General features: G+C 42.4%; 21 protein-coding genes and 3 riboswitches. All 21 genes read left to right on the top strand.

Translation table 11 applies throughout. From position 1 onward, the window contains the following. Window positions 1-183 precede the first annotated feature (183 nt). The 21 genes from FB379_RS06065 to pcrB all read left to right on the top strand — a co-directional run bounded on the left by FB379_RS06065 (window position 184) and on the right by pcrB (window position 25,462). Window positions 184-1,137 carry an AAA family ATPase gene (locus FB379_RS06065; protein WP_144597444.1) on the top strand — a complete coding sequence of 318 codons (954 nt, stop codon included), beginning with the start codon at window positions 184-186 and terminating at the stop codon, window positions 1,135-1,137. A gap of 5 nt (window positions 1,138-1,142) precedes the next feature. After that, on the top strand, window positions 1,143-2,345 hold the full coding sequence (locus tag FB379_RS06070) for a DUF58 domain-containing protein (RefSeq protein ID WP_066252179.1): 1,203 nt from the start codon (window positions 1,143-1,145) through the stop codon (window positions 2,343-2,345). Next, window positions 2,345-4,510, top strand: a complete 2,166-nt coding sequence (locus tag FB379_RS06075) for a DUF4129 domain-containing transglutaminase family protein (protein ID WP_144597446.1) — start codon at window positions 2,345-2,347, stop codon at window positions 4,508-4,510. Before FB379_RS06070 ends, FB379_RS06075 begins: the two co-directional genes overlap by 1 nt. 33 nt (window positions 4,511-4,543) lie before the next feature. Next, window positions 4,544-4,645: riboswitch (purine riboswitch) on the top strand. A 115-nt stretch (window positions 4,646-4,760) separates the two neighbouring features. After that, window positions 4,761-6,281 (top strand): glutamine-hydrolyzing GMP synthase, encoded by a 1,521-nt coding sequence (guaA, locus tag FB379_RS06080; RefSeq protein ID WP_144597472.1) that lies wholly within the window; start codon window positions 4,761-4,763, stop codon window positions 6,279-6,281. Between the two features lie 38 nt (window positions 6,282-6,319). Next, window positions 6,320-6,421: riboswitch (purine riboswitch) on the top strand. Between the two features lie 137 nt (window positions 6,422-6,558). After that, window positions 6,559-7,884 (top strand): NCS2 family permease, encoded by a 1,326-nt coding sequence (locus FB379_RS06085; protein ID WP_063388831.1) that lies wholly within the window; start codon window positions 6,559-6,561, stop codon window positions 7,882-7,884. Between the two features lie 184 nt (window positions 7,885-8,068). Continuing rightward, window positions 8,069-8,170: riboswitch (purine riboswitch) on the top strand. A 164-nt stretch (window positions 8,171-8,334) separates the two neighbouring features. After that, window positions 8,335-8,823: a 5-(carboxyamino)imidazole ribonucleotide mutase gene (gene purE, locus FB379_RS06090; protein WP_063388830.1), complete on the top strand. Its 489-nt coding sequence runs from the start codon at window positions 8,335-8,337 to the stop codon at window positions 8,821-8,823. Further along, window positions 8,810-9,937 (top strand): 5-(carboxyamino)imidazole ribonucleotide synthase, encoded by a 1,128-nt coding sequence (purK, locus tag FB379_RS06095; RefSeq protein WP_199757329.1) that lies wholly within the window; start codon window positions 8,810-8,812, stop codon window positions 9,935-9,937. The genes purE and purK overlap by 14 nt, the downstream gene beginning before the upstream one ends. Before the next feature lie 47 nt (window positions 9,938-9,984). Next, window positions 9,985-11,283 carry an adenylosuccinate lyase gene (gene purB, locus FB379_RS06100; protein WP_144597448.1) on the top strand — a complete coding sequence of 433 codons (1,299 nt, stop codon included), beginning with the start codon at window positions 9,985-9,987 and terminating at the stop codon, window positions 11,281-11,283. Window positions 11,284-11,373: 90 nt separating this feature from the next. Beyond that, on the top strand, window positions 11,374-12,105 hold the full coding sequence (gene purC, locus FB379_RS06105; protein WP_063388827.1) for a phosphoribosylaminoimidazolesuccinocarboxamide synthase: 732 nt from the start codon (window positions 11,374-11,376) through the stop codon (window positions 12,103-12,105). Continuing rightward, the gene (purS, locus tag FB379_RS06110; RefSeq protein ID WP_063388826.1) at window positions 12,093-12,347 is read left to right on the top strand and encodes a phosphoribosylformylglycinamidine synthase subunit PurS; all 255 of its coding nucleotides are present in this window, start codon (window positions 12,093-12,095) and stop codon (window positions 12,345-12,347) included. The genes purC and purS overlap by 13 nt, the downstream gene beginning before the upstream one ends. Beyond that, entirely contained in the window at window positions 12,344-13,027 is a 684-nt protein-coding gene (gene purQ, locus FB379_RS06115) for a phosphoribosylformylglycinamidine synthase subunit PurQ (RefSeq protein ID WP_063388825.1), read from the top strand. The genes purS and purQ overlap by 4 nt, the downstream gene beginning before the upstream one ends. Continuing rightward, window positions 13,011-15,227, top strand: a complete 2,217-nt coding sequence (gene purL / locus FB379_RS06120) for a phosphoribosylformylglycinamidine synthase subunit PurL (protein WP_066252092.1) — start codon at window positions 13,011-13,013, stop codon at window positions 15,225-15,227. The genes purQ and purL overlap by 17 nt, the downstream gene beginning before the upstream one ends. Next, window positions 15,212-16,621 carry an amidophosphoribosyltransferase gene (gene purF / locus FB379_RS06125; protein ID WP_063388823.1) on the top strand — a complete coding sequence of 470 codons (1,410 nt, stop codon included), beginning with the start codon at window positions 15,212-15,214 and terminating at the stop codon, window positions 16,619-16,621. Before purL ends, purF begins: the two co-directional genes overlap by 16 nt. A 26-nt stretch (window positions 16,622-16,647) precedes the next feature. Beyond that, the gene (gene purM / locus FB379_RS06130; RefSeq protein WP_144597450.1) at window positions 16,648-17,688 is read left to right on the top strand and encodes a phosphoribosylformylglycinamidine cyclo-ligase; all 1,041 of its coding nucleotides are present in this window, start codon (window positions 16,648-16,650) and stop codon (window positions 17,686-17,688) included. Continuing rightward, window positions 17,685-18,266, top strand: coding sequence for a phosphoribosylglycinamide formyltransferase (gene purN, locus FB379_RS06135; RefSeq protein WP_144597452.1), 582 nt, complete (start codon window positions 17,685-17,687; stop codon window positions 18,264-18,266). Before purM ends, purN begins: the two co-directional genes overlap by 4 nt. Then, window positions 18,263-19,801, top strand: a complete 1,539-nt coding sequence (purH, locus tag FB379_RS06140) for a bifunctional phosphoribosylaminoimidazolecarboxamide formyltransferase/IMP cyclohydrolase (RefSeq protein WP_144597454.1) — start codon at window positions 18,263-18,265, stop codon at window positions 19,799-19,801. The genes purN and purH overlap by 4 nt, the downstream gene beginning before the upstream one ends. An 18-nt stretch (window positions 19,802-19,819) precedes the next feature. Next, window positions 19,820-21,070 (top strand): phosphoribosylamine--glycine ligase, encoded by a 1,251-nt coding sequence (purD, locus tag FB379_RS06145; protein WP_144597474.1) that lies wholly within the window; start codon window positions 19,820-19,822, stop codon window positions 21,068-21,070. Window positions 21,071-21,442: 372 nt separating this feature from the next. Further along, window positions 21,443-23,182, top strand: coding sequence for an adenine deaminase C-terminal domain-containing protein (locus FB379_RS06150; RefSeq protein WP_144597456.1), 1,740 nt, complete (start codon window positions 21,443-21,445; stop codon window positions 23,180-23,182). Between the two features lie 37 nt (window positions 23,183-23,219). Beyond that, window positions 23,220-24,257 carry a DUF3048 domain-containing protein gene (locus tag FB379_RS06155; RefSeq protein WP_066250766.1) on the top strand — a complete coding sequence of 346 codons (1,038 nt, stop codon included), beginning with the start codon at window positions 23,220-23,222 and terminating at the stop codon, window positions 24,255-24,257. Window positions 24,258-24,260: 3 nt separating this feature from the next. Beyond that, a complete protein-coding gene (locus FB379_RS06160) occupies window positions 24,261-24,566 on the top strand; it encodes a YerC/YecD family TrpR-related protein (protein WP_063388817.1) in 306 nt (101 codons plus the stop codon). A 209-nt stretch (window positions 24,567-24,775) separates the two neighbouring features. Further along, window positions 24,776-25,462, top strand: a complete 687-nt coding sequence (gene pcrB / locus FB379_RS06165; RefSeq protein ID WP_144597458.1) for a heptaprenylglyceryl phosphate synthase — start codon at window positions 24,776-24,778, stop codon at window positions 25,460-25,462. The last annotated feature ends 21 nt before the right edge of the window (window positions 25,463-25,483 follow it).

Consider the following 25,483-nt stretch of genomic DNA (forward strand, 5'->3'; position numbering starts at 1 on the left):
AGGAATACTCCGCATAAAGTTTGTGAAAATTCTAAATTTTCTACCCCTTATTCTTTTCTCAGAAGAAAACGTAACAATGTACAATAAATTTTAAACAGTTTGAAAACGAATCGTTTTTTTCTGCTATTAGGCAATTGTATAATAGAGTTAGAAGTGCAGATATGATGATTGGGAGGCCTATAAATGCAAGGGGAGACGATGCATCCAAAATTAGAAAAAATTGTCGAAAATGTTGAAAAAGTTATTGTAGGAAAGAGTGAACTGGTCATTTTAAGTTTGTCGGCATTGCTTGCTGGAGGGCATGTGCTTCTCGAAGATGTACCCGGAGTTGGAAAAACGATGATGGTGAAGGCATTGGCAAAGTCTGTTGGGGCTGATTTTAAAAGAATTCAGTTTACACCTGATTTACTGCCTTCAGACGTTACTGGAGTATCGATATATAATCCGAAAACGATTGAATTTGAATACCGACCAGGACCGATTATGGCTAATATTATTTTGGCCGATGAAATAAATCGAAGCTCACCAAAGACCCAATCCGCCTTGCTTGAAGGCATGGAGGAAGGGAGTGTCACCATTGATGGCGTGACAATGCCGCTTGAAAAACCTTTTTTCGTTATGGCGACACAAAATCCGGTTGAGTATGAAGGAACTTATCCGTTGCCGGAGGCTCAATTGGATCGATTTTTGCTAAAACTGAAAATGGGCTATCCTTCCGTTACAGAAGAAGTAGAAGTGTTGACAAGAGCCGAAAAAGGACAGCCGCTTGATGAACTAACGTCAGTCATCACCAAAGACGAACTAACGGCACTTCAGGAAGAAATCAAACAAGTATATGTAGATGATACGATTAAACATTATATTGTAGACATCGTAAATAAGACGCGGAACCATGATTCCGTCTATTTAGGAGTCAGTCCCCGTGGTTCTGTTGCACTTATGAAGGCATCTCAGGCGTATGCGTTTATTCATGCCCGAGATTATGTGATCCCCGATGATGTTCAATATTTATCCGTGCATGTCCTGCCCCATCGCATTATTTTGACATCTGAAGCGCGTTATGAAGGGAGAACAGCTGAACAAATCATTGAAGATATTCTTGCCGAAATCCCTGTGCCTGTAGTGAGGTCGCTGTGAAATCAATGAAAGGCTTGCTAAAAGGCACACGGCTGGCGTGGAACCTTGCTTTTTTAATATTGCTCGTGGCGGCTTCCTTTGCATATGCCATGTTTCAAGGAGGGTTTGTCAGCTGGTTTTTATTGTATTCATTGCTGCCGTTTGTTGTTTATTCTGTTGCGTTGGCTCTCTATCCGCTGAAGAAGCTGCGAGTTCGGCGCAAATTAAATAAAACGGAATTTCAAGCAGGCGAACCGCTTGTTTGTACTATCGAAATTGAACAGCCGTTTCCCTTCCCTTTTTTCTTTGGAATCGTTGAGGATGTCCTTCCTGAAAAGCTGAAAAATTCGGGATCAGCGAAGATTGTATTGTTTCCTTGGTGGAAAAAACGTTTTTCATTCCAATATTCGTTATCTAATCTTCCGAGGGGATCCCATCATTTTGAAACAGTGCGATTTAAAACAGGAGATTTGTTTGGAATCATTGAAAGAGAAGGCATTTATTCGGCAAAAAATCACATTGTGGTCTATCCGCCATTTTTTGAGTTTCAGTACCGTCCCCAACAACTTTCACTTGAAAAGGATGCAGGTTTTGCAAGAACACGATATATAAAAGATGTTTCGATTGTTGCTGGGGTAAGGGAATATGAACCGGGAGATAAATTATCGTGGATAGACTGGAAGGCGACAGCGAGACGCCATTCGATCATGACAAAGGAATTTGAGCAGCTGAATAGCCAACAAATTGTTTGTTTCATCGATCGAACAAAGTCATCGTCATTTGAAGAGCTTATCTCATTTACAGCTTCGTTCTCTAAAGCAGTGCTCAAAAACGGTTCCAAGCTCGGGGTAGTTTCGGTTGGGAAAACGAAGAAAGTTTTTCCTATATCAAATCATGAGCATCATTGGAAGCATATCCTGTATCATTTGGCAGTGGCGGATTGCGACGGTGAGGACGAGTTTATCAACCAGCTTTTAGAGGAATTGAACAAATGGGGACAGCATTCATCTATCATGATTATGACAAGTCATTTACACCCTTCCTTGATTGACAAGCTTCTAGCGTTTCCGAAGCCGCGTCATGTCACCATTTGGCATGTGACAAAAGCGGTTGAAAAGCCGAGAAGAGATCAAGAACTAATAGATAAATTGCGGCGGCATTCGATAACTGTCCGCACTGTTGACGCCGGCATGTTCCGAGATGCAGCGCAAAGGGTGGGAAGCCGATAATGAAACAGCAAATCGTTAACTTTTGTTTATATTTGCTATCGTTTATTTTGCTGTGGGAATGGCTGCGGCCGCTTGAATATTCGACTGATTCTATCTATACCGTTATTTTCGTTATATTTATCGGAATTTCTCTCTTTTTTACATTTATGCAGCTAAAATGGTATATCTCGTATCCGGTTAAATTATGTTATATTTTCTTTTTTATTCATCAGCTGTTTTACAACGGCTCTGTTTTTGAAATAGGATGGATATTAGAATTTATTCATGATCTTCGCTATAACTTAAACTTGATCACCGAAAGGTATTTCGGCGGAATGACTCCTCCATTCCGGACGTTTCTTTTCTTTGTATTATTGTGGCTGCTTGTCTATTTATTAAACTATTGGATTATTCAGAGAAAAAGAATTTTATTATTTTTAATTTTAACTATTACGTATGTGGCAGTATTAGATACGTTTTCGCCATATGATGCAACTTATGCGATTATACGGTTAGCGGTGGTTGGATTTTTCCTTTTAGGTCTTCTGTATTTTGAAAGGATGATTTTTTCGGAGAAAATTCCGTTTAGGTCTATTTTGTATTGGAAATGGATTGTGCCGCTTTTGGCAATGATTGTTGTTTCCGCTGCGATCGGGTGGCTCGCTCCGAAAGCGGCCCCCCAATGGCCAGACCCTTTACCGTATTTTTCGAAGTATAAACAGGACGGAGAAGGGGAGCATTTGTCAAATTCGGTTGTCAAAAAAATCGGTTATGGTACCAATGATGAGCAATTGGGCGGTCCGTTCATTCCAAACGATGCACCTGCTTTTCGGGCGTATGTAGAAAGACAGCATTATTGGCGAGTTGAAACAAAAGATGTTTATACAGGAAAAGGCTGGATTACAAGCGACAGACAATTTTCCATTGCAAATGGATTTATCGGTCCGTATTTAAACTTGACGAGTAGTCAGGTTCAAACGGAACAGCTTGTTTCGACTGTAGAAATTGAGCGCGAATATCCATATCAGCATATTATTTATCCGCTTGGATTGCAGGAAATTTCCAGTGATGCTGATCAATACCGCATCGATCATGTTACGGAGAATATATTCCCAATGTTTAATGAATCGGGGGAACGGCTTTCCAGCTATTCTTTGAAATATTCTTATCCCTTGTTTGAAATTGAAAAATTGCAGGCTGTTCACTCGAATGAAGGTGCTCCAAAAGAATTGGTTGAACGATATACGCAGCTTCCTGCAAGCCTTCCGGAACGCGTGAAAAATCTCGCTGTGGAGATTACAAAAGATAAAAACAACTTTTATGATAAAGCCAAGGCGGTTGAACAGTATTTTTTGAAAGAACCGTTTGTATATGAAACGAATGATGTGGCTGTCCCGGAATTGGATGAAGATTATGTCGATCAGTTTTTATTTGAAACGAAGAAAGGATATTGCGACAATTTTTCAACATCTATGGTTGTTCTTCTTCGGTCTGTCGGAATTCCGGCGCGCTGGGTAAAGGGATATACCCCTGGGCAGTTTGTGGAAACGACAAGCGAAGGATTGGAAGTGTATGAAGTAACTAGCAACAATGCCCATTCGTGGGTAGAGGTTTATTTTTCTGGAATTGGCTGGGTCCCTTTTGAACCGACGATCGGTTTTTCCAATCCGCAGGAATTTGCACATCAATCAAATGAAAATCAACAAGATTCATCTGCTGCCGAACAAGAACAAAGTCAGCCGCTTGAGGAAGAAAGTCAAGAACAAATCGATACGGATGATGCTAAGCAGCCAAAGAAATTCCCTTTTTCGCTATCACCAGTTGTTATTGTCTCCATCGGTTTCATCTTGTTTATAGCGGCATGTGTGTTAATACTTTTCAAAACGAGAAATAAATGGATGACTAGTTGGATGACTAGCTTCTATAAATGGAATCATGATGAGAAAGATTTTTTGAAAGCATACAGGCTTTTGCTTAAATCTCTGGAAAGATGTGGCTACAAACGGGAAAACGGGCAAACGTTAAGAGAATATGCAAAACAGATTGATCAAATGTTTGGAACAAATAGTATGTCGCAATTAACTTACATTTATGAGCGGGTGCTGTATCGGGGCGATGATCCAAGCAAGGAATGGGAGCAATCGAAAGAATTATGGGAAGATTTAATCAAAAAAACAACTTCTTGACCGGGTCTTGATCACTTGGTATGATAAGAAAAAATTCATAGCGGGAAGCTCCTTCGTATATCCTCGATAATATGGTTCGAGAGTCTCTACCGGGTTACCGTAAATAACCCGACTATGAAGGCAGAAGTTAGTAGATGTACTAGAATTCTGCCTTTTTTTCGGTAGAATTCTATTTTTTTGAAGTCAGATGTGAAACAATATATTGATCCATCAAAATAATGAGGTGAACACGTTGGAGAACATCCAAGACATGATCTTAGTGTTAGATTTCGGCAGCCAATACAATCAATTAATTACGCGCAGAATTCGCGAATTTGGTGTTTACAGCGAGCTTCATCCGCATACGCTGTCGATAGAAGATATCAAAAAAATGAATCCGAAAGGAATTATTTTGTCAGGGGGTCCAAACAGCGTATATGACGAAAAGTCTTTTCGCTGCGACGAGCGGATTTTTGAACTCGGGGTTCCAGTGCTCGGAATTTGCTATGGCATGCAATTAATGACCTATTTGCTCGGGGGAAAAGTGGAAAAGGCGAAGCACCGGGAATATGGGAAAGCAGCTTTACAAGTAAAGGAAAAATCGCCGTTGTTTGAAGGCTTGCCTGATGATCAAATCGTTTGGATGAGTCACGGGGATCTTGTGGCCGATATTCCGAACGGCTTTAAAGTAGACGCCACTAGCCCATCATGTCCATTTGCCGCAATCAGCAATGATGAGAGGAACATGTACGGGGTTCAATTTCATCCCGAAGTGCGCCATACAGAATTTGGAAACGGCCTATTGAAAAATTTCGTTTTCCGCATTTGCGGGTGCACAAATTCGTGGACGATGGAAAACTTTATTGAAATGCAAATAGAGAACATCCGCAAAACTGTCGGAAATAAGAAAGTGCTGTGCGCGCTAAGCGGCGGGGTGGACTCATCTGTTGTAGCCGTTTTAATCCATAAAGCGATCGGCAATCAATTAACGTGCATTTTTGTTGACCACGGACTCCTTCGCAAAGGGGAAGCGGAAAGCGTCATGAAGACGTTTAGCGAAGGGTTTAACATGAATGTCATTAAAGTAGATGCAAAAGACCGCTTTTTAGAAAAATTGAAGGGTGTTACTGACCCGGAAAAGAAAAGAAAAATCATCGGCAACGAGTTTATCTATGTTTTTGATGATGAAGCGGCAAAATTGGAGGGCATTGAGTTTCTTGCTCAAGGAACACTTTATACAGACATTATCGAAAGCGGTACGCAGACGGCGCAAACGATCAAATCGCATCACAATGTCGGCGGACTTCCGGAGGATATGAAATTTCAACTGATTGAACCATTGAATACACTCTTTAAAGACGAAGTTCGCGCACTTGGAACAGAGCTTGGTATTCCAGATGAAATCGTTTGGCGGCAGCCGTTCCCGGGACCAGGATTAGCCATTCGGGTTTTAGGAGAAGTAACGGAAGAAAAGCTAGAGATTGTTCGGGAATCCGATGCTATTTTACGAGAAGAAATTAAAAAAGCCGGATTAGAGCGGAACATTTGGCAATATTTCACCGTTTTGCCTAACATCCGCAGCGTAGGTGTGATGGGCGATGCCCGCACGTACGATCATACAATTGGAATCCGTGCTGTCACTTCAATTGACGGCATGACTTCAGATTGGGCTCGTATTCCGTGGGAAGTGCTGGAAGTGATCTCTACGCGGATTGTCAATGAAGTGCCGCACGTGAACCGAGTTGTCTACGATATTACAAGCAAGCCGCCGGCAACAATTGAATGGGAATAAATCTGACCAACTTGTATAAATCGGAATTATCATTTTTATATAATAAATATAAACATTCTCGTATAATTTCGGGAATATGGCCCGAAAGTTTCTACCAAGCTACCGTAAATAGCTTGACTACGAGGTGTTGACGGTTCGATGGCTGAAGGAGGAGAGGATCCTTTTCCTTTCTCACATTGGGCTTTCAGCAACCTCATGGTCAAGCGCATCCTTGGAATGGAGCGCTTATTTTTTTGCTTAAAGTTTTTTATACAGCCAATTGTAGGAGGACTTTATAATGAAAAAATATTTTCAATTTGATGAACTTGGCACTAATTACCGCAGGGAAATTATTGGCGGAATTACAACTTTTCTTTCAATGGCCTATATTTTGTTTGTCAATCCAGCAACGCTTTCATTAAGCTCTGTTGCTGATTTTCCCAATGAATTGAGAATGGATCAAGGAGCTGTCTTCACTGCGACCGCGTTGGCTGCAGCCATCGGGACACTCATCATGGGTATTGTGGCACGGTATCCGGTAGCTCTTGCTCCCGGTATGGGATTGAACGCGTTCTTTGCTTTTACTGTCGTTTTGACGTACGGCATCCCTTGGCAAACAGCCCTTTCAGGTGTTCTTGTTTCAGGTCTCTTTCTTGTCTTGCTGACGCTTAGCGGATTGCGGGAAAAAATTATTGATTCCATTCCGCCGGAGCTGAAGCATGCAGTCGGTGCGGGAATCGGATTGTTTATCACATTTATCGGTTTTCAAAATGCAGGCATAATTGTTAATGATGACGCTGTTCTTGTCGGATTGGGAGACTTGCGGAATGGAAATACTCTTCTATCTATTTTTGGATTAACTATTACGATTATTTTAATGGTTCGGCAAGTGAAAGGCGGCGTGTTTTACGGCATGGTGATTACGGCCGTTGTCGGAATGATTTTTGGCCTTGTTCCAAAACCGGATAAAATTATTGGGGAAATTCCGAGCTTGGCTCCGACGTTTGGAGTAGCTTTAGGACATTTAGGAGATATTTTTTCTTTACAAATGCTTGTCGTAATCTTAACGTTTATGTTTGTTGACTTTTTTGATACGGCAGGAACGCTGGTTGCGGTTGCCAATCAAGCAGGGTTATTGAAAAACAATAAACTTCCGCGAATCGGCAGAGCTTTAGTATCTGATTCAATGGGAACAGTTGTCGGAGCGATTTTAGGAACATCTTCAACCACTTCTTATGTAGAATCATCAGCAGGGGTTGCGGCAGGCGCGCGGACAGGTTTTGCTTCCATTATAACGGCAGGATGTTTCCTATTAGCTTTATTTTTCTCGCCGCTATTGAGCGTTATTACATCTTCTGTTACGGCTCCAGCGCTCATTATTGTCGGAGTTTTAATGGTATCATCTTTAGGGCATATAAAATGGGATCAGTTTGAAATTGCTGTTCCGGCGTTTTTAATCTTGATTACAATGCCATTAACGTACAGCATCGCAACCGGTATTGCTATCGGCTTTATTTTCTACCCGATCACGATGCTTCTAAAAGGAAGAGGAAAAGAGATTCATCCGATTTTGTATGGTTTATCTATTGTATTTCTGCTTTATTTCATCTTTCTTGTCAATTAATAAGAAGTCGAAGGATCAGACTGAAATGCTGTCTGATCCTTTTCTTTTGTTTCAAAAGGCAGCAAAACGGCACAGATCATGATCAAGGTTCATCAAAATCCGAACATTCGGTGTTTAAAGAAAAATAATGTTCGATTTTATCGTTGACATAATGATTTTTCATTGTTAAGATGGAGTCGAAAACAGCATATGAAAACTAAAACCTCATATAATCTTGGGAATATGGCCCAAAAGTTTCTACCCAACAACCGTAAATTGTTGGACTATGAGGGAAAGTAATCGACAAGATTTTTCAACTGAGCATACATATTGCTTATGCCCGGTTTGTGTTACTTTCCCTTATTGATAGGGAAAATGCAGAAGCGGGCTTTTTTTATGCCTTTCAATTATTGTCAAGATTTTTAACGAAGGTGGCAACCTATAATTAAAAATAAAGAGGGGAGCATCGCCATGAATCCTGTCGTTGGAGTGATAATGGGAAGCACTTCAGATTGGGAAACGATGAAGCATGCCTGTGAAATATTAGATGAGATGAATATTCCTTATGAAAAAAAGGTTGTTTCTGCCCATCGCACACCTGATTGGATGTTTCAATATGCAAGCACTGCCAGGGATCGCGGAATTCAAGTGATCATTGCAGGCGCAGGCGGAGCAGCACACTTGCCGGGAATGGTTGCAGCGAAAACAACTCTCCCTGTCATCGGAGTTCCGGTTAAAACAAACGCGTTAAACGGACTGGATTCGCTGCTCTCGATCGTGCAAATGCCCGGCGGCGTGCCTGTTGCAACAGTGGCGATAGGAAAAGCGGGCGCGGTGAACGCTGGTCTGTTAGCGGCGCAAATTTTGTCAATCAATGATGCTGATGTTCAGCAAAAGCTTGAACAACGGCGAGAATATATAAGAAAAAACGTCATGGAAAGCAGTGATCAGCTTGTATAAAAAACTTTTGCCTCAAAGTACAATTGGAATCATTGGAGGCGGTCAACTAGGCAAATTTATGGCTATCGCTGCCAAAAATATGGGATATCGTGTGGCGGTGCTTGATCCAACACCGAATTCTCCATGCGGCCAAGTGAGCGACATTGAAATCACAGCCCGTTACGATGATTTGGATGCAATCAAAGAGCTTGCGAAGGTGAGCGATTGTATAACGTATGAATTTGAAAATATTGATTACGAGGCGTTAACTTGGCTTGAGCAAAACGCCTACTTGCCTCAAGGAAGCAGACTGCTCGCCATTACACAAGATCGCCAGACGGAAAAGGAAGCTGTGGCGAACGCTGGTGTGAAAGTTGCGCCGTATGAAGTCGTTGAATCAGAAGATGATTTTTATCAAGCCGTATCCAACATAGGCATCCCGAGTGTTTTAAAGACATGCCGCGGAGGATATGATGGGAAAGGCCAATTTGTACTAAAGCAAGAAGAAGATATAGAAGAAGCAAAAGCTTTGTTGAAGAACGGACGCTGTGTATTGGAAAAATGGATCGCGTTCGACAAAGAAATTTCGGTTATTGTCACTAGAAGCGTGACAGGTGAAGTCAGCACATTGCCTGTTGCCGAAAACATTCATGTTAACAATATTTTGCACGAAAGCATTGTACCTGCAAGAATTTCTGATTCGTTGAAGGAACAGGCGGAGGAAACAGCAAAAACATTGGCGGCGAAGCTTGGGCTGATTGGAACGCTGGCAGTTGAAATGTTTGTAGCGAACGATGAAATTTATATAAATGAGCTCGCCCCACGGCCTCATAATTCAGGTCATTATTCATTAAATTTATGTGAAACATCGCAGTTTGAACAGCATATTCGCGCGATTTGCGGATTGCCTCTCGGAAACACGAAGCTCATTCATCAAGGAATTATGGTGAATATACTGGGCCAGCATCTAGAGCCTGTGTTGAAAAACGAAGAGCTGCTGAAAAAAGGGAAATTATTTTTATATGGAAAAGCGGGGGCAAAAATCAACAGAAAAATGGGACATATTACGTTCTTCAGTGATGAAATTGAGGAACTATTGACATATATCGAATCCACTCAAATTTGGAATGTTTGACAAGCTATTCATAAACAAGACGGAGAGATCAATAGGAGGTTGCAGGAATGATTGAACGATACACACGTCCTGAAATGGGCGCGATTTGGACGGAAGAAAACCGCTTTAAAGCTTGGCTTGAAGTGGAGATTTTAGCATGTGAAGCGTGGGCGGAGCTTGGTGTGATCCCGAAGGAAGATGTAAAAAAACTGCGTGAACGTGCTTCATTTGATGTGAACCGAATTAAGCAAATTGAAGAGGAAACAAGGCACGACGTAGTGGCGTTTACCCGTGCTGTATCAGAAACGCTTGGCGACGAACGAAAATGGGTGCATTACGGATTGACCTCCACTGATGTCGTGGATACCGCTTTATCTTATTTGCTAAAGCAAGCGAACGAAATTTTACAAAAAGACTTGGAAAATTTCATCGCTATTTTAAGAGATAAAGCGTTGGAGCATAAATACACCGTCATGATGGGGCGTACGCACGGGGTGCATGCAGAACCGACAACGTTTGGTTTGAAATTGGCGCTATGGTATGAAGAAATGAAGCGAAATCTAGAGCGGTTTAAACGCGCAAGAGAAGAGATTGAAGTCGGCAAAATTTCCGGAGCAGTCGGCACTTATGCCAACATTGATCCGTTCGTGGAGCAGTATGTGTGTGAAAAACTCGGTTTAAAGCCGGCGCCGATTTCGACGCAAACATTGCAGCGTGATCGACATGCCGAATACATGGCTACGCTTGCTTTAATTGCTACATCGATTGAAAAGTTTGCAGTTGAGATTCGCGGCTTGCAAAAGAGCGAAACTCGCGAGGTGGAGGAGTTTTTTGCCAAAGGACAGAAAGGTTCATCTGCAATGCCGCATAAGCGCAATCCGATCGGATCGGAAAACATGACAGGAATGGCAAGGGTCATTCGCGGAATGATGCTGACGGCTTACGAAAATGTTCCATTGTGGCATGAGCGCGACATCTCTCATTCTTCGGCAGAGCGCATCATTTTGCCAGATGCTACGATCGCGTTGAACTACATGTTAAATCGATTTGGCAATATTGTGAAAAACTTGACGGTCTTCCCGGAAAATATGAAGCGCAATATGGAGAAAACGCTGGGATTGATCTACTCACAGCGGGTTTTGCTTGCGCTGATCAATAAAGGTATGACACGTGAAGAAGCATACGATTTAGTTCAGCCGAAAGCGATGGAAGCGTGGGAGCGCCAAGTTCCGTTTAGAGAGCTGATCGAAGCGGAAAAACAAATTGCAACAAAGCTTTCGAAAGAAGAAATCGATGACTGCTTCGATTACAATTACCATTTGAAAAATGTGGATTACATTTTTAAACGCTGCGGATTAGAACAATAGATGTCCAAATGGGGCTCGGCAAATCGCAAAAACTGCCCTGCCCCTTGACATAAAATGAAAGGCCAATATTCCGCATTAGGAGGCATGATCATGACCGTTCAAAAGGGCTCATTGCTGTACGAAGGAAAAGCGAAAAAAATTTATGAAACAGACGATCCCAACATTTTTCTTGTTTATTATAAAGATTCCGCTACCGCGTTTAATGGGGAGAAAAAAGCTGAGATTGTGGGCAAAGGACAGCTAAACAATGAAATTTCAAGTTTGCTGTTTGAAAAGTTAAATGAACACGGCATTCCGACCCACTTTGTTCAAAAAATTTCGTCAAATGAACAGCTTGTCAAACGGGTGACAATCATTCCGATTGAAGTAGTTGTACGAAATATTGTGGCAGGAAGCTTGTCCAAAAGATTGGGCATTGCCGAAGGAACTGAGATTAAAAAGCCGATCATTGAGTTCTACTATAAAAATGATGACCTGGGAGACCCTTTAATTAACAGTTTCCATATTGAACTACTAGAGCTTGCGGATAAAGAGCAGCTGGATGAAATAAAAACATTAGCTTTCAAAGTAAACGATATTTTATTGAAGCATTTTCATGAAAGAAACGTGAGACTAGTAGATTTTAAGCTTGAATTTGGCTTGCTAAACGACGGAACGCTTGTTGTTGCAGATGAAATTTCCCCTGATACGTGCCGACTTTGGGACAAACATACAAATGAAAAGCTTGATAAAGATGTGTTCCGCCGGGATATCGGCAATTTGACGGATGCTTATAAAGAAATTTTAAAACGTTTAGGAGGTACAGTTCCATGTACAGAGTAAAAGTATATGTTACATTGCGTGAAAGTGTGCTTGATCCTCAAGGAAATGCGGTGAAAAATGCTTTACATTCAATGAATTTCAACGAAGTGGAAGATGTTCGGATCGGGAAGTACATGGAGCTAGCAATCGGAAAAACGGATCGAAATGTCGAAGAGATTGTCGACGAAATGTGTAAAAAGCTTTTAGCAAATCCTGTGATTGAAGACTACCGTTATGAAATAGAGGAGGTAGCCGTCAAGTGAAATTTGCCGTGATCGTTTTTCCGGGTTCCAATTGTGACGTTGACATGTACCATGCCATTAAAGATGAACTGGGAGAGGAAGTCGAATACGTTTGGCATGACGCTCAAGATTTAAGTGGCTTCGATGGCATTCTCCTTCCCGGCGGCTTCTCATACGGCGATTATTTGCGCAGCGGAGCCATTGCCCGGTTTGCCAATGTCATGAAGGAAGTTGTGAAAGCTGCAGATGAAGGGAAGCCTGTACTTGGCGTTTGCAATGGGTTTCAGATTTTGCTTGAGGCTGGTCTTCTTCCGGGTGCCATGAGACGGAACGAGAAGCTGAAATTTATTTGCCGCCCTGTGAAATTAAAGGTGGAAAACAACGAAACGATGTTTTCGAACAAATATGATAAGGGCGAAATTATCACCATTCCGATCGCACATGGGGAAGGAAATTATTATTGTGATGAAAAAACTCTTGAAGAGTTAATCGCAAACAAGCAAATTGTTTTTACGTATCAAGATAATCCGAACGGAAGCTTAAATAACATTGCAGGCATCGTAAATAAACGCGGCAATGTCCTTGGAATGATGCCGCATCCGGAACGGGCAGTCAGCGAACTTTTAGGAAACACAGACGGGTTGAAATTGTTTCAATCGATTGTAAGAAGTTGGAGGGAAGCTCATGTCACAAATTCTTGAACCAAGTCCAGAAATGATAAAAAACGACAAAATTTATAAGCAAATGGGAGTTAGTGATGAGGAGTTTGCCCTCATTGAAAAAATATTAGGACGATTGCCGAATTACACGGAAATTGGAATTTTTTCTGTTATGTGGTCAGAGCATTGCAGCTACAAAAATTCAAAACCAGTATTAAAAAAGTTTCCAACAAAAGGAGAACGTGTGCTGCAAGGACCTGGTGAAGGAGCAGGGATTGTTGATATCGGCGACAATCAAGCCGTCGTCTTTAAAATAGAAAGCCATAACCACCCTTCTGCAATTGAACCGTATCAAGGTGCAGCAACAGGAGTCGGAGGCATTATTCGCGATGTTTTCTCGATGGGAGCCAGACCAATCGCTCTCCTTAACTCTCTTCGCTTTGGGGAACTTACAAGCCCGCGTGTCAAATATTTGTTTGAAGAAGTTGTCGCTGGCATTGCCGGATACGGTAACTGTATCGGAATTCCAACCGTTGGAGGAGAAGTACAGTTTGACGCTTCCTATGAAGGAAATCCGCTGGTCAATGCGATGTGTGTCGGACTCATAAACCATGAAGATATCAAAAAAGGGCAAGCAACTGGTGTCGGCAATACAGTGATGTACGTCGGAGCCAAAACCGGAAGAGACGGCATTCACGGAGCTACATTTGCTTCCGAAGAATTGTCGGAAGCTTCCGAAGAAAAGCGTCCGGCTGTTCAAGTTGGAGATCCTTTCATGGAAAAACTGCTTTTGGAAGCTTGCCTTGAAGTAATCAAATCTGATGCACTTGTCGGCATTCAAGATATGGGAGCAGCGGGGCTTACAAGCTCATCGGCAGAAATGGCGAGCAAGGCGGGATCAGGAATTGAAATGAACTTGGATCTTGTTCCTCAGCGGGAAGCAGGAATGACTCCTTATGAGATGATGTTATCCGAATCACAGGAAAGAATGCTTCTCGTAATTAAAAAAGGGCGGGAGCAGGAAATCATTGATCTGTTTAAAAAATATGATCTGGAGGCTGCACCGATTGGTAAAGTTACAGATGACAAGATGCTGCGCCTTATTCATAAAGGAGAAATCGTTGCGGAAATTCCTGTTGATGCGCTTGCGGAAGATGCGCCTGTTTACTATAAACCGTCTAAAGAACCAGAATATTATCGCCAGTTTCAAAGCATGCCGCCCTATGTTCCAAAAGTTGACGATTACAAAGAAACGCTTCTTGCATTGCTGAAACAGCCAACGATAGCCAGCAAGGAGTGGGTATATGACCAATACGATTATATGGTGCGGACGAACACTGTCGTGGCGCCCGGTTCTGATGCGGCTGTCCTAAGAATCAGAGGGACGAAAAAAGCTTTGGCGATGACAACCGATTGCAACTCACGCTATTTATATTTAGATCCAGAAGTCGGCGGAAAAATTGCAGTTAGTGAAGCAGCAAGAAACATCGTATGTTCAGGAGCGGTGCCGCTCGCTATTACAGACTGTTTAAACTTCGGCAGTCCGGAAAAACCGGAGATTTTTTGGCAGCTTGAAAAAGCGGTGGACGGCATGAGCGAAGCGTGCTTAGCTTTAAATACACCTGTCATTGGCGGAAATGTTTCCTTGTACAATGAAACGAACGGAACAGCTATTTATCCAACTCCGGTTGTCGGGATGGTCGGACTTATTGAAGATACAGATCATATTACAACGCAATCATTTAAAGAGGCGGGCAGCATCGTTTATTTGCTTGGTGAGACAAAACTAGAATTTTCCGGAAGTGAATTGCAAAAAATGCTTGAAGGCAAGATCTTTGGCAAAGCGCCGGAAATTGATCTGGAAGAAGAGAAGCAACGTTTAGATCAGCTGTTAGCTGCAATTCGCGAAGGGCTTGTCCAGTCGGCTCATGACGTTGCCGAAGGAGGCCTGGCCGTTGCGCTAAGTGAATGCTTAATCGGAACGGGTCTTGGAGCGGAAATTACGATCAACGGTGATGCATTGGCAGGGCTGTTCAGCGAATCCCAGTCCCGCATCGTCGTTTCCGTAAAACCGGAAAACAAAGAGGCGTTTGAAAAGATTGTTCAAGCTGAAGCTATCGGAACGGTCACAAACAGCGGAATTCTTAAAATTGTCAACGGCAATGGAGAAACATTGATTCAAGCATCAGTGGAAGAGTTAGAACAAGCTTGGAAAGGAGCTATCCCATGCTTGCTGAAATAAAGGGGCTAAATGAAGAATGCGGTGTATTCGGCATATGGGGTCATAAGGACGCTGCTCAAATCACTTATTACGGTCTGCACAGCCTTCAGCATCGCGGACAAGAGGGGGCAGGGATTGTCGTAACAGACGGCGAGAAACTGACAGGGTTTAAAGGGGAAGGACTTGTCACAGAAGTGTTTGCCAATGGGGTAGACAATTTAAAAGGAACAGGAGCTATTGGCCATGTTCGCTATGCGACGGCTGGAGGAGGCGGTTATGAAAACGTCCAGCCGTTCCTTTTTCGATCGGAGCAAGGCGGTCTCGCATTAGCTCACAACGGAAATTTAGTGAATGCTTCCGGATTGAAGCATCAGCTTGAAAATCAAGGAAGCATCTTTCAAACAACGTCAGATACAGAAGTTCTTGCTCATTTAATTAAAAGAAGCGGCTATTTAGAGCTAAAAGATAAAGTGAAAAACGCGCTTACGATGATTAAAGGGGCATACGCCTTTTTAATCATGACGGAAACAGAGCTGATGATTGCCCTTGATCCGAACGGACTCCGTCCTTTATCTATTGGACGTCTAGGTGATGCATATGTTGTCGCTTCGGAAACCTGCGCTTTTGATGCTGTTGGAGCTCAGCTAGAAAGGGACGTTGAGCCTGGCGAGCTTATCATCATCAATGGTGAAGGACTGAAAAGCGAACGTTTTTCCAAAACGATTAACCGTGCGATTTGTACGATGGAATACGTTTATTTTTCACGCCCTGACAGTAATGTGGAAGGAATAAATGTTCATACTGCAAGAAAAAATCTTGGCAAACGGCTTGCGATAGAAGCGCCTGTAGAGGCGGACGTAGTGACTGGAGTTCCGGATTCCAGCATATCTGCGGCGATCGGCTATGCCGAGGCATCCGGTATACCGTACGAGCTCGGTTTAATTAAAAACCGATATGTCGGCCGTACGTTTATTCAGCCGTCCCAATCATTGCGGGAGCAAGGAGTGAAAATGAAGCTTTCCCCTGTCCGCGGGGTAGTGGAAGGCAAACGGGTTGTCATGGTGGATGACTCAATCGTAAGAGGAACGACATCGAAGCGTATTGTCAAGATGCTGCGGGAAGCAGGGGCAACGGAAGTGCATGTCCGCATCAGTTCACCGCCGATTGCCAACCCTTGCTATTACGGTATTGACACCTCCACTCATGAGGAGCTGATCGCTTCTTCTCATACTGTAGAAGAAATTCGCAGCATCATTGGCGCCGATAGTCTTGCTTTCTTAAGCACAGAAGGGATGCTGGATGCGATCGGAAGGAAATATGAAGGTGAATTTCGCGGGCAATGTATGGCATGTTTTACAGGAAAATATCCGACAGACATTTATGAAGATACGATTCTTCCTCATGAGAAAGGCTAATATGACAGACCGAAGGAGGATAATTCATGTCCAAAGCGTATAGAGAAGCAGGTGTGGACATTCAGGTGGGCTATGAAGCAGTTCGCCGCATGAAAAAGCATGTGGAAAAAACGAAGCGTCCCGGTGTTTTAGGAGGGATCGGCAGTTTTGGCGGAATGTTTGATCTGGCAAGCTTAGGTTATAAGGAACCGGTGCTTGTTTCCGGAACAGACGGAGTGGGAACGAAGCTGAAGCTTGCCTTTATGGCGAATAAACACGATACGATTGGAATAGACGCTGTGGCTATGTGTGTAAACGACATTTTGGCACAAGGTGCGGAGCCGCTTTTTTTCCTGGACTATTTGGGGCTCGGGAAAGCAGACCCTGAAAAAATTGAAAAAATTGTTAAAGGTGTTGCCGATGGCTGCCTGCAGGCGGGTTGTGCGCTCATCGGTGGAGAAACAGCGGAAATGCCCGGCGTATATGATGAAGATGAATACGACATTGCCGGCTTTGCTGTCGGTGTTGTCGAGAAAGAAAACATTGTCACAGGCGAACGGATCAAGCCTGGGCACTTTCTCATCGGCCTTTCATCAAACGGCATCCATTCAAACGGTTATTCACTTGTTCGCAAAGTGCTTTTGGAAGAAAATAAGCTTGATTTACATGAAATATACGAGCCTCTAACCGAAACGCTCGGAGAAGAATTGCTAAAGCCGACAAAAATTTATGTTTCTTCCGTCCTACCGCTTGTGAAAGCATATAAAGTTGACGGCATGGCCCATATTACCGGGGGAGGGTTTATTGAAAACATCCCGAGAATGCTTCCGGAAGGGCTAGGAGCAGAAATCGATTTCGGTTCATGGCCGATTCATCCGATTTTTACCTTTATTCAACAGCAAGGAGATATCGATTTGTCTGAAATGTTTGAAGTGTTCAATATGGGAATCGGCTTTGTTCTGGCGGTCGAAGAAGATGTTGTTCAGCAGTGCCTTAATGAGCTTGAAAAGCTGGGAGAAAAGGCTTTTCTCATCGGCCGGGTAAAAGAAGGAAGCGGAATTTGGCTGAAAGGAGGGCCTTTTTCATGAAGCGGATCGCGGTGTTTGCATCCGGGAGCGGCTCTAATTTCCAAGCGATTGTAGACCATGTAAAGAGCGGGAAGCTAAAAGCAAATGTGATGCTTTTAGTTTGTGATAAACCCGGTGCTAAAGTAGTGGAGCGGGCAGAAAAGGAGCAGATTCCTGCTTTTGTTTTTGATCCGAAGCAATATGAGTCGAAGGAACAGTTTGAAGAAGATATTTTACAGCAATTGAGGCACTATCAAGTGGACTTTATCGTGCTGGCCGGCTACATGCGTTTAATCGGCCACACTCTTCTTGACGCTTTTGCGGGGAGAATTGTGAATATACATCCTTCCTTGCTTCCTGCATTTCCGGGAAAACATGCAATTGAACAAGCGCTCCGTGCCGGCGTAAAAATTACGGGTGTCACCATCCATTATGTTGATGAAGGAATGGATACAGGCCCGATCATCGCTCAGAGTGCGGTTGAAATCAGCGAAGATGATGATGCTAATACACTTGCAGAGAAAATCCATAAAATCGAGCATTCATTTTATCCTGAAACAATAGGAAAAATTTTAGAAAAATTAGAGGTGAAAGCATGACAATCAGACGGGCAATTGTCAGTGTATCTAATAAAGCAAATATCATTCCGTTTGTGCAAGAGCTTGTCAATCTTGGGATCGAAGTAATCTCCACTGGCGGAACGAAAAAGCTTCTTGAGGAAAATGGAATAGATGTCATTGGAATTCAGGAAGTAACCGGTTTTCCGGAAATTATGGACGGAAGAGTAAAAACGCTGCATCCTGCTATTCACGGGGGGCTGCTTGCGGTTCGCAGCAATGATAACCATATGAAGCAGATGGAGGAAAACGGTATTCAACCGATTGACTTAGTCGTTGTGAATTTATATCCGTTTAAAGAGACAATTGCCAAAGATGGCGTGACTTTTGAGGAAGCGATCGAGAACATTGACATCGGCGGGCCGACGATGCTTCGGGCTGCTGCAAAAAATCACCAAGATGTAGTGGTTGTCGTTGATCCTGAAGATTATCCCGTCATTTTAACCGAACTGAAAGAGAACGGAGAAGTAAGCATAGAAACAAAACGGAAGCTGGCTGCCAAAGTATTCCGTCATACTGCCGCATACGATGCACTGATTGCGGAATATTTAACAGAGCAGGCAGGGGAAGAAGAGCCTGAATCGATTACTGTGACATTTGAAAGGAAGCAATCCCTTCGTTATGGGGAAAACCCTCACCAACAGGCAACGTTCTATAAAAAGCCGATCACGCCTCCATCATCTATTGCCGAAGCCGTTCAGCTCCATGGAAAGGAATTGTCGTATAACAACATTAAAGATGCGGATGCGGCACTTAGCATTGTCAAAGAATTTGATGGACCGGCAGCGGTCGCTGTTAAGCATATGAATCCGTGCGGCGTCGGCGCAGGTGAAACCATTTTTGAAGCTTATAATCGGGCATATGAGGCGGACCCGACTTCAATTTTCGGCGGCATTGTTGCACTGAATCGTGAAGTTGATCAGAAAACGGCTGAAAAAATGAGCGAAATTTTTTTGGAAATTATCATTGCCCCTTCGTTTAGCCAAGAAGCTCTTGAAATATTAACGAAAAAGAAAAATATTCGATTGTTAACGATCGACTTTTCGAAAAAATTCCAACCGGAGAAGCAGCTGACATCTGTTTACGGCGGCCTTCTTGTTCAAGATCAAGATATTTATACGCTCGATGACGCGAACATTTCAATCCCAACAAAAAGACAACCGACTGAACAAGAATGGAAGGACTTAAAGCTTGGTTGGAAAGTCGTGAAGCACGTCAAGTCAAATGCGATTGTTTTGGCAAAAGATGAAATGACCGTTGGTGTTGGTGCAGGCCAAATGAACCGGGTTGGTGCTGCAAAAATTGCGATTGCACAGGCTGGCGAGAAAGCGAAAGGCAGTGCACTTGCATCAGATGCGTTCTTCCCAATGCCTGACACCGTTGAAGAAGCAGCGAAAGCAGGGGTTACAGCAATCATACAACCAGGCGGATCCATTCGCGATGAAGATTCGATAAAAAAAGCGGATGAATACGGAATTGCAATGGTCTTTACTGGAGTCCGTCATTTCAAACATTAAGAAAGGGGATGACTGATGATGAAAGTACTTGTTATTGGAAAAGGGGGCCGTGAGCATGCGATCGCTTGGAAGGCGGCCAAAAGCCCTCTCGTTGAAAAAGTGTATGTCGCGCCTGGCAATGATGGTATGAAAGACGTTGCAATAAGAGTTCCGATTTCAGAAGAACAAACAGACGAATTGATCCAATTTGCCAAAACAAACAACATTGATTTAACCATTGTTGGTCCTGAAATTCCTTTAATGAACGGTATTGTCAACGAATTTGAAGACGCTGGATTAACTGTATTCGGACCGAGGAAAGAAGCGGCAATTATTGAAGGAAGCAAATCATTTGCAAAAAATTTAATGAAAAAATATAACATTCCGACTGCCAATTATGAAACGTTCTCTGATTTTGCCAAAGCGAAGCAATATGTAGAAGAAAAAGGCGCCCCGATTGTGATTAAAGCGGATGGGCTTGCGGCGGGAAAAGGTGTCGTTGTTGCGATGACAAATGAAGAAGCAATTGACGGGCTGTCCGGCTATTTAAATGAAAATAAGCTCGGAGAAGCAGGAAAATCCGTTGTAATTGAAGAATTTTTGACAGGTGAAGAGTTTTCCCTTATGGCTTTCGTAAACGGAGAAAACATTTACCCGATGGTCATTGCGCAGGATCATAAGCGGGCCTTTGACGGGGACAAAGGACCGAATACAGGTGGAATGGGGGCTTATTCTCCTGTCCCGCAAATTTCTGATGATGTTGTTCAAGAGTCTGTAGAGAAAATTTTAAAGCCGGTAGCGAAAGCTTTGAAAAATGAAGGAGCGGCATTTACCGGTATTCTTTATGCCGGCCTCATGCTGACAAAAGACGGTCCGAAGGTGATTGAATTCAATGCGCGTTTTGGAGATCCAGAAACACAGGTAGTTCTTCCTCGGCTAAAATCAGACCTTATCGATGTGATGTTGAAAGTGTTAAAAGGAGAACCGGTTGAACTTGAATGGACAGATCAAGCGGTGTTGGGAGTCGTTGTGGCGGCGGAAGGCTATCCGAGCAGCTATAAGAAAGGAACACCGATCGGTTTGTTAAAGGTTGGTGCGGATGCCCTTTTATTCCATGCCGGAACAAAAGAGGAAGGCGGCCAATTTGTAACAGACGGGGGTCGTGTATACCTTGTGGCGTCATTTGGAGATAATTTAAAAAATGCGCAAGAAAAAGTGTACAAGCAATTAAAAGAGCTTGAGACGGAAGGTTTGTTTTATCGTAAAGACATCGGCTATCGCGCACTATAACGAATTTGGCTTTCAATATTCCGAACCGATGAATACTAATAAATAAAAGACATATCTACCACATATTTTATAAACCTTTCCAATGGGACAGGAGGTTGTTCCTGTCCTTTTCTTTTTATAAAGGAATGTAATCGGCATTTTTGACATAGCTTCTTCTTAAACAACTTCCTATTTTGACCGCTCATTATTAAAAATAAACCAGCGTTTCTTCTATTAGGAAACGATCAATCAAGAAAGCCTCTGCACCGTTATCCCAAGTTCAAAATTTTGTAAGAAACTTTAGTGCTTTAATATTTTTCATATGTTAATATATAAAGTAACAGAGTCACTATTTTGAGTGATTACTTTTAATTGAGGAGGACTGAGCAGATCATGCGATCTGGTGCTTTTTGGAAAGCCCATGAAATTCGTGAACATATAGATGTCGTTTCAAATAGATTAGCACCAACCTTGTGGTTGAAAAATGCAGTATTTTTACATCCATATTTAAACCAGTGGGTGAAGTCAAATATTTGGATTTATAAAGACCGCATTATTTATGTCGGCAATGAAGAGCCGGAAAAAACAGCAAATACGGAAATATTTGATTGCAAAGGACTTTATTTAGTTCCTGGCTATATTGAACCGCACGCCCATCCGTTTCAATTATATAATCCTCATTCGCTTGCACAACATGTATCGCAAACGGGAACTACAACACTAATATGCGATAACCTATTTTTGCTATTACAATTCCCAAAAAAGAAAGCGTTTTCTTTTGTTGAAGATATGCAATCTTCTCCAGTTCAGTTTTTTTGGTGGGCCCGCTATGACTTGCAAACGGAATGCAGAGAAGAAGATCAACTCATTCCGCCAGATGTCGTAAAACAATGGATCGAGCATCCAGCCGTTATTCAAGGAGGAGAATTGACAGGCTGGCCAAAGCTTCTTTTAGGGGATGACTTGTTTTTACACTGGATTCATGAGACAAAAAAGGTCGGGAAGCGTGTAGAAGGCCATTTTCCAGGGGCTTCTCGAAAAACATTGACAAAAATGAAATTATTTGGTGTCGATTCCGATCACGAATCTATTAGCGGAGAAGAAGTATATAATCGATTGTTATGCGGATACAGCGTGCCGCTCCGCTATTCTTCAATACGGCCGGATTTGCCGAAATTGTTGGAAGAGCTGCTTGCATTTGGAGTTAATCGTTTTGACGAAATGTTTTTTACAACGGATGGTTCAACGCCTGCTTTTTATGAAAATGGAATGATTAATCAGACCATTCAAATAGCGCTGGAGGCCGGAATTCCAGAGTTTGAGGCTTATAAAATGGCAACGTACAATGTTGCTAGATATTATATGCTTGATTCAAAATTGGGAGTAATCGGTCCTGGCAGGTTAGCCTCCATAAATTTTCTGGAAGCGAAAAATAACCCGAACCCAGTGGCTGTTTTGGCGAAAGGGAAATGGATTCATAAGGACGGTCAGGTGTTTGATCATTTCCCTCAAGCAGACTGGAACAAATATGAAGTTGCACCGCTTGAACTTGATTGGGATTTGACAATGGATGATCTTCAATTTTCTATGCCGATGGGATTAAAAATGAGAAACACGGTTATTATTGAGCCGTATTCCATCACTATTGACAACTTCGTTGATGAACTTCCGCTAGATCATGACGAAAGCTTCCTCGCTGTCATCGATAAAAAAGGGAAATGGCGGATCAATACAATGTTAAAAGGCTTCGCAAAGGGGATAAAAGGCTTTGCAAGCACTTATTCAACGACTGGAGATGTGGTGTTGATAGGGAAAAACAAACAAGATATGATGCATGCATTTTCCAGATTGAAAGAAATCGGCGGGGGAATAGTAATAACGGAAAATGGCCAAGTGATTTTTGAAATGCCTCTTAACATTAACGGCGCTGCGTCATCGAAAAAATTTAAAGATCTCATTAAGGAGGAAAATGATTTAGTCCAAATTATGCGAGAAAAGGGCTATAAATTTTTAGACCCGATTCACAGCCTGCTCTTTTTATCCTGCACACATTTACCATATATCCGGGTTACACAGGAAGGAATTTATGATGTTATGAAAAAAACAATACTCTTTCCGACAATAATACGTTAAAATATAAAAGGGATAAATTAGTTAAGGTTGTGAATGAATGAAAAGAACATTGATTTTATTTACGATGCTTTTCTTTGTCTTTATAACAGCTTGCACAAATGAAAAAGAAAAAGAGAAAACAAATGACGAACCGTCATCATCTGAAAATCAGCCAGTTGAAAAAGAAACAGCCGTAAGCCCTTTGACAGGAAATGCTGCGACCGGAAGCATTGACAGCCGCCCAATTGCTGTCACGATTAACAACCATCCGAAAGCGAGGCCTCAATCAGGATTAAATAAAGCGGATATTGTTTACGAGGCTTTAGCTGAAGGCACGATCACGCGCTTTTTAGCCATTTATCAAAGCGAGAAACCAAAAATTATCGGTCCAGTCAGAAGTGCGCGGGAATATTTTGTCGATTTGAGTAAAGGGTATGAAGCAATTTATATCAGTCACGGCTGGAGTCCCACTGCTAAAGAAATGCTGGAGTCAGAGCACCTAGACTATTTAAACGGTCTGTTTTATGATGGTACGCTGTTTTGGCGGGATTCAACCCGGAAAGCTCCTCATAACTCGTATATTTCTTTTGAAAATGTCGTAAAAGGAGCAAAAGAAAACGGGTATTCAATGACAAAGGAAGTTGCCCCGTTGCCTTTTCTTTCAGATGAAGAAATAAGCGGCATTTCTGGAGAAGAAATGTTAGAAGCTGTTGTTTCCTATGGTTCTAAACCGGAATGGCGCATTAAATATGTATTCGATCAGCAGCTAGGCCGGTATAAGCGGTATTCCGGGGACGAACTGACAGTCGATCGCGAAACGGAAGAACCTGTTCTTTTAGACAATATTTTTATTGTCCAAACGGATCATCGTTTTCTTGATGATTACGGTCGCAGAACGATTGATTTAAACTCTGGGGGCGAGGGAATTCTTTTGCAAAAAGGTATGATGAAAAGGGTCGATTGGAAAAATGTGAACGGACGCATCCTTCCTTATGAAAATGAAGAACAAGTAAAATTAGTTCCCGGCCATACTTGGATCAATATCGTGCCAGATTTGGATAAGGCTTTTCAAAATTCAGCTGAGAAAGGAGAATGATGCATGCAAATTGACAAGCTGCGGGGGAGAGAGTTAGACCAATTGTTCCGGGCTATCCTTTCTTTAAGAGATTTGGAGGAATGCTACCGTTTTTTTGATGACCTTTGCACTGTCAATGAAATCCAATCGCTTGCCCAACGGTTTGAAGTTGCAAGAATGCTTCAGGAAGGCTATACGTATCATAAAATTGAAACAGAAACAGGTGCATCGACAGCGACAATCTCCCGGGTAAAGCGGTGCTTGAATTACGGAAATGATGCTTATGCAATGGCGCTTGAAAGAATTAAAGATGACAACGCTTCGTCATAAATTTGGGCTGCTGGGTGAAATCAGCAGCTCTTTTTTAGTTTAGAACTTTTAAAACTCTGAAAGGCTTCTTCAACATAGCTTAAAAAAACCCCCTCTCATATTAAAAAAACTCTTTCTAAACATCTACAGACTTTCATTGATTCACCATTTTTTTGTCCTATTATAATTTGATATAATAATGAAATGGTATATGAAATGGAGGATTATGTATGTATGATGTGAACGAGTGGAGACATGTGTTTAAGCTCGATCCGGATAAAGCCATTTCCGATGAACTGCTTGAAAAAATTTGTGAATCAAAAACGGACGCTGTTATCATTGGAGGAAGCGACAATGTAACGGAAGATAATGTTCTTTCTTTGCTTTCGCGGGTGCGGCGTTTTCTCGTTCCATGCGTGCTGGAAGTATCGAATTTAGAATCGATTGTTCCAGGATTTGATTTGTATTTTATTCCGACGGTTTTAAACAGCCGAAATACTACATGGATTACGGAGCTGCATCACCAAGCAATGAAAGAGTTTGGTGACATTATGAACTGGAATGATATTTTAATGGAAGGTTATTGCATTTTAAATGGAGAGTGCAAAGCGGCAAAATTGACCGAAGCAAAGACGGAGCTTAATTTGGATGATATTAAAGCGTATGCGAGAATGGCGGAGAACATGTTTCATCTTCCGCTCTTTTATTTAGAATATAGCGGAACGTACGGCAATGTTGAAGCAGTAAAAGCAGCGAAATCGGTTTTAACGAATACTAGGCTTATTTATGGGGGCGGCATTCAAAATGCTGCGCAAGCAAAAGAAATGGCCGAGCACGCTGATATCATCGTTGTCGGGAATGCCATTTATGAAAATTTACAAGCAGCGCTTGAAACCGTCAGCGCTGTCAAAGGGTAAAGAAAGTGAAAATGAGGTGAG

Source organism: Aeribacillus composti (assembly GCF_007827555.1).
GTDB lineage: Bacteria > Bacillota > Bacilli > Bacillales > Aeribacillaceae > Aeribacillus > Aeribacillus composti.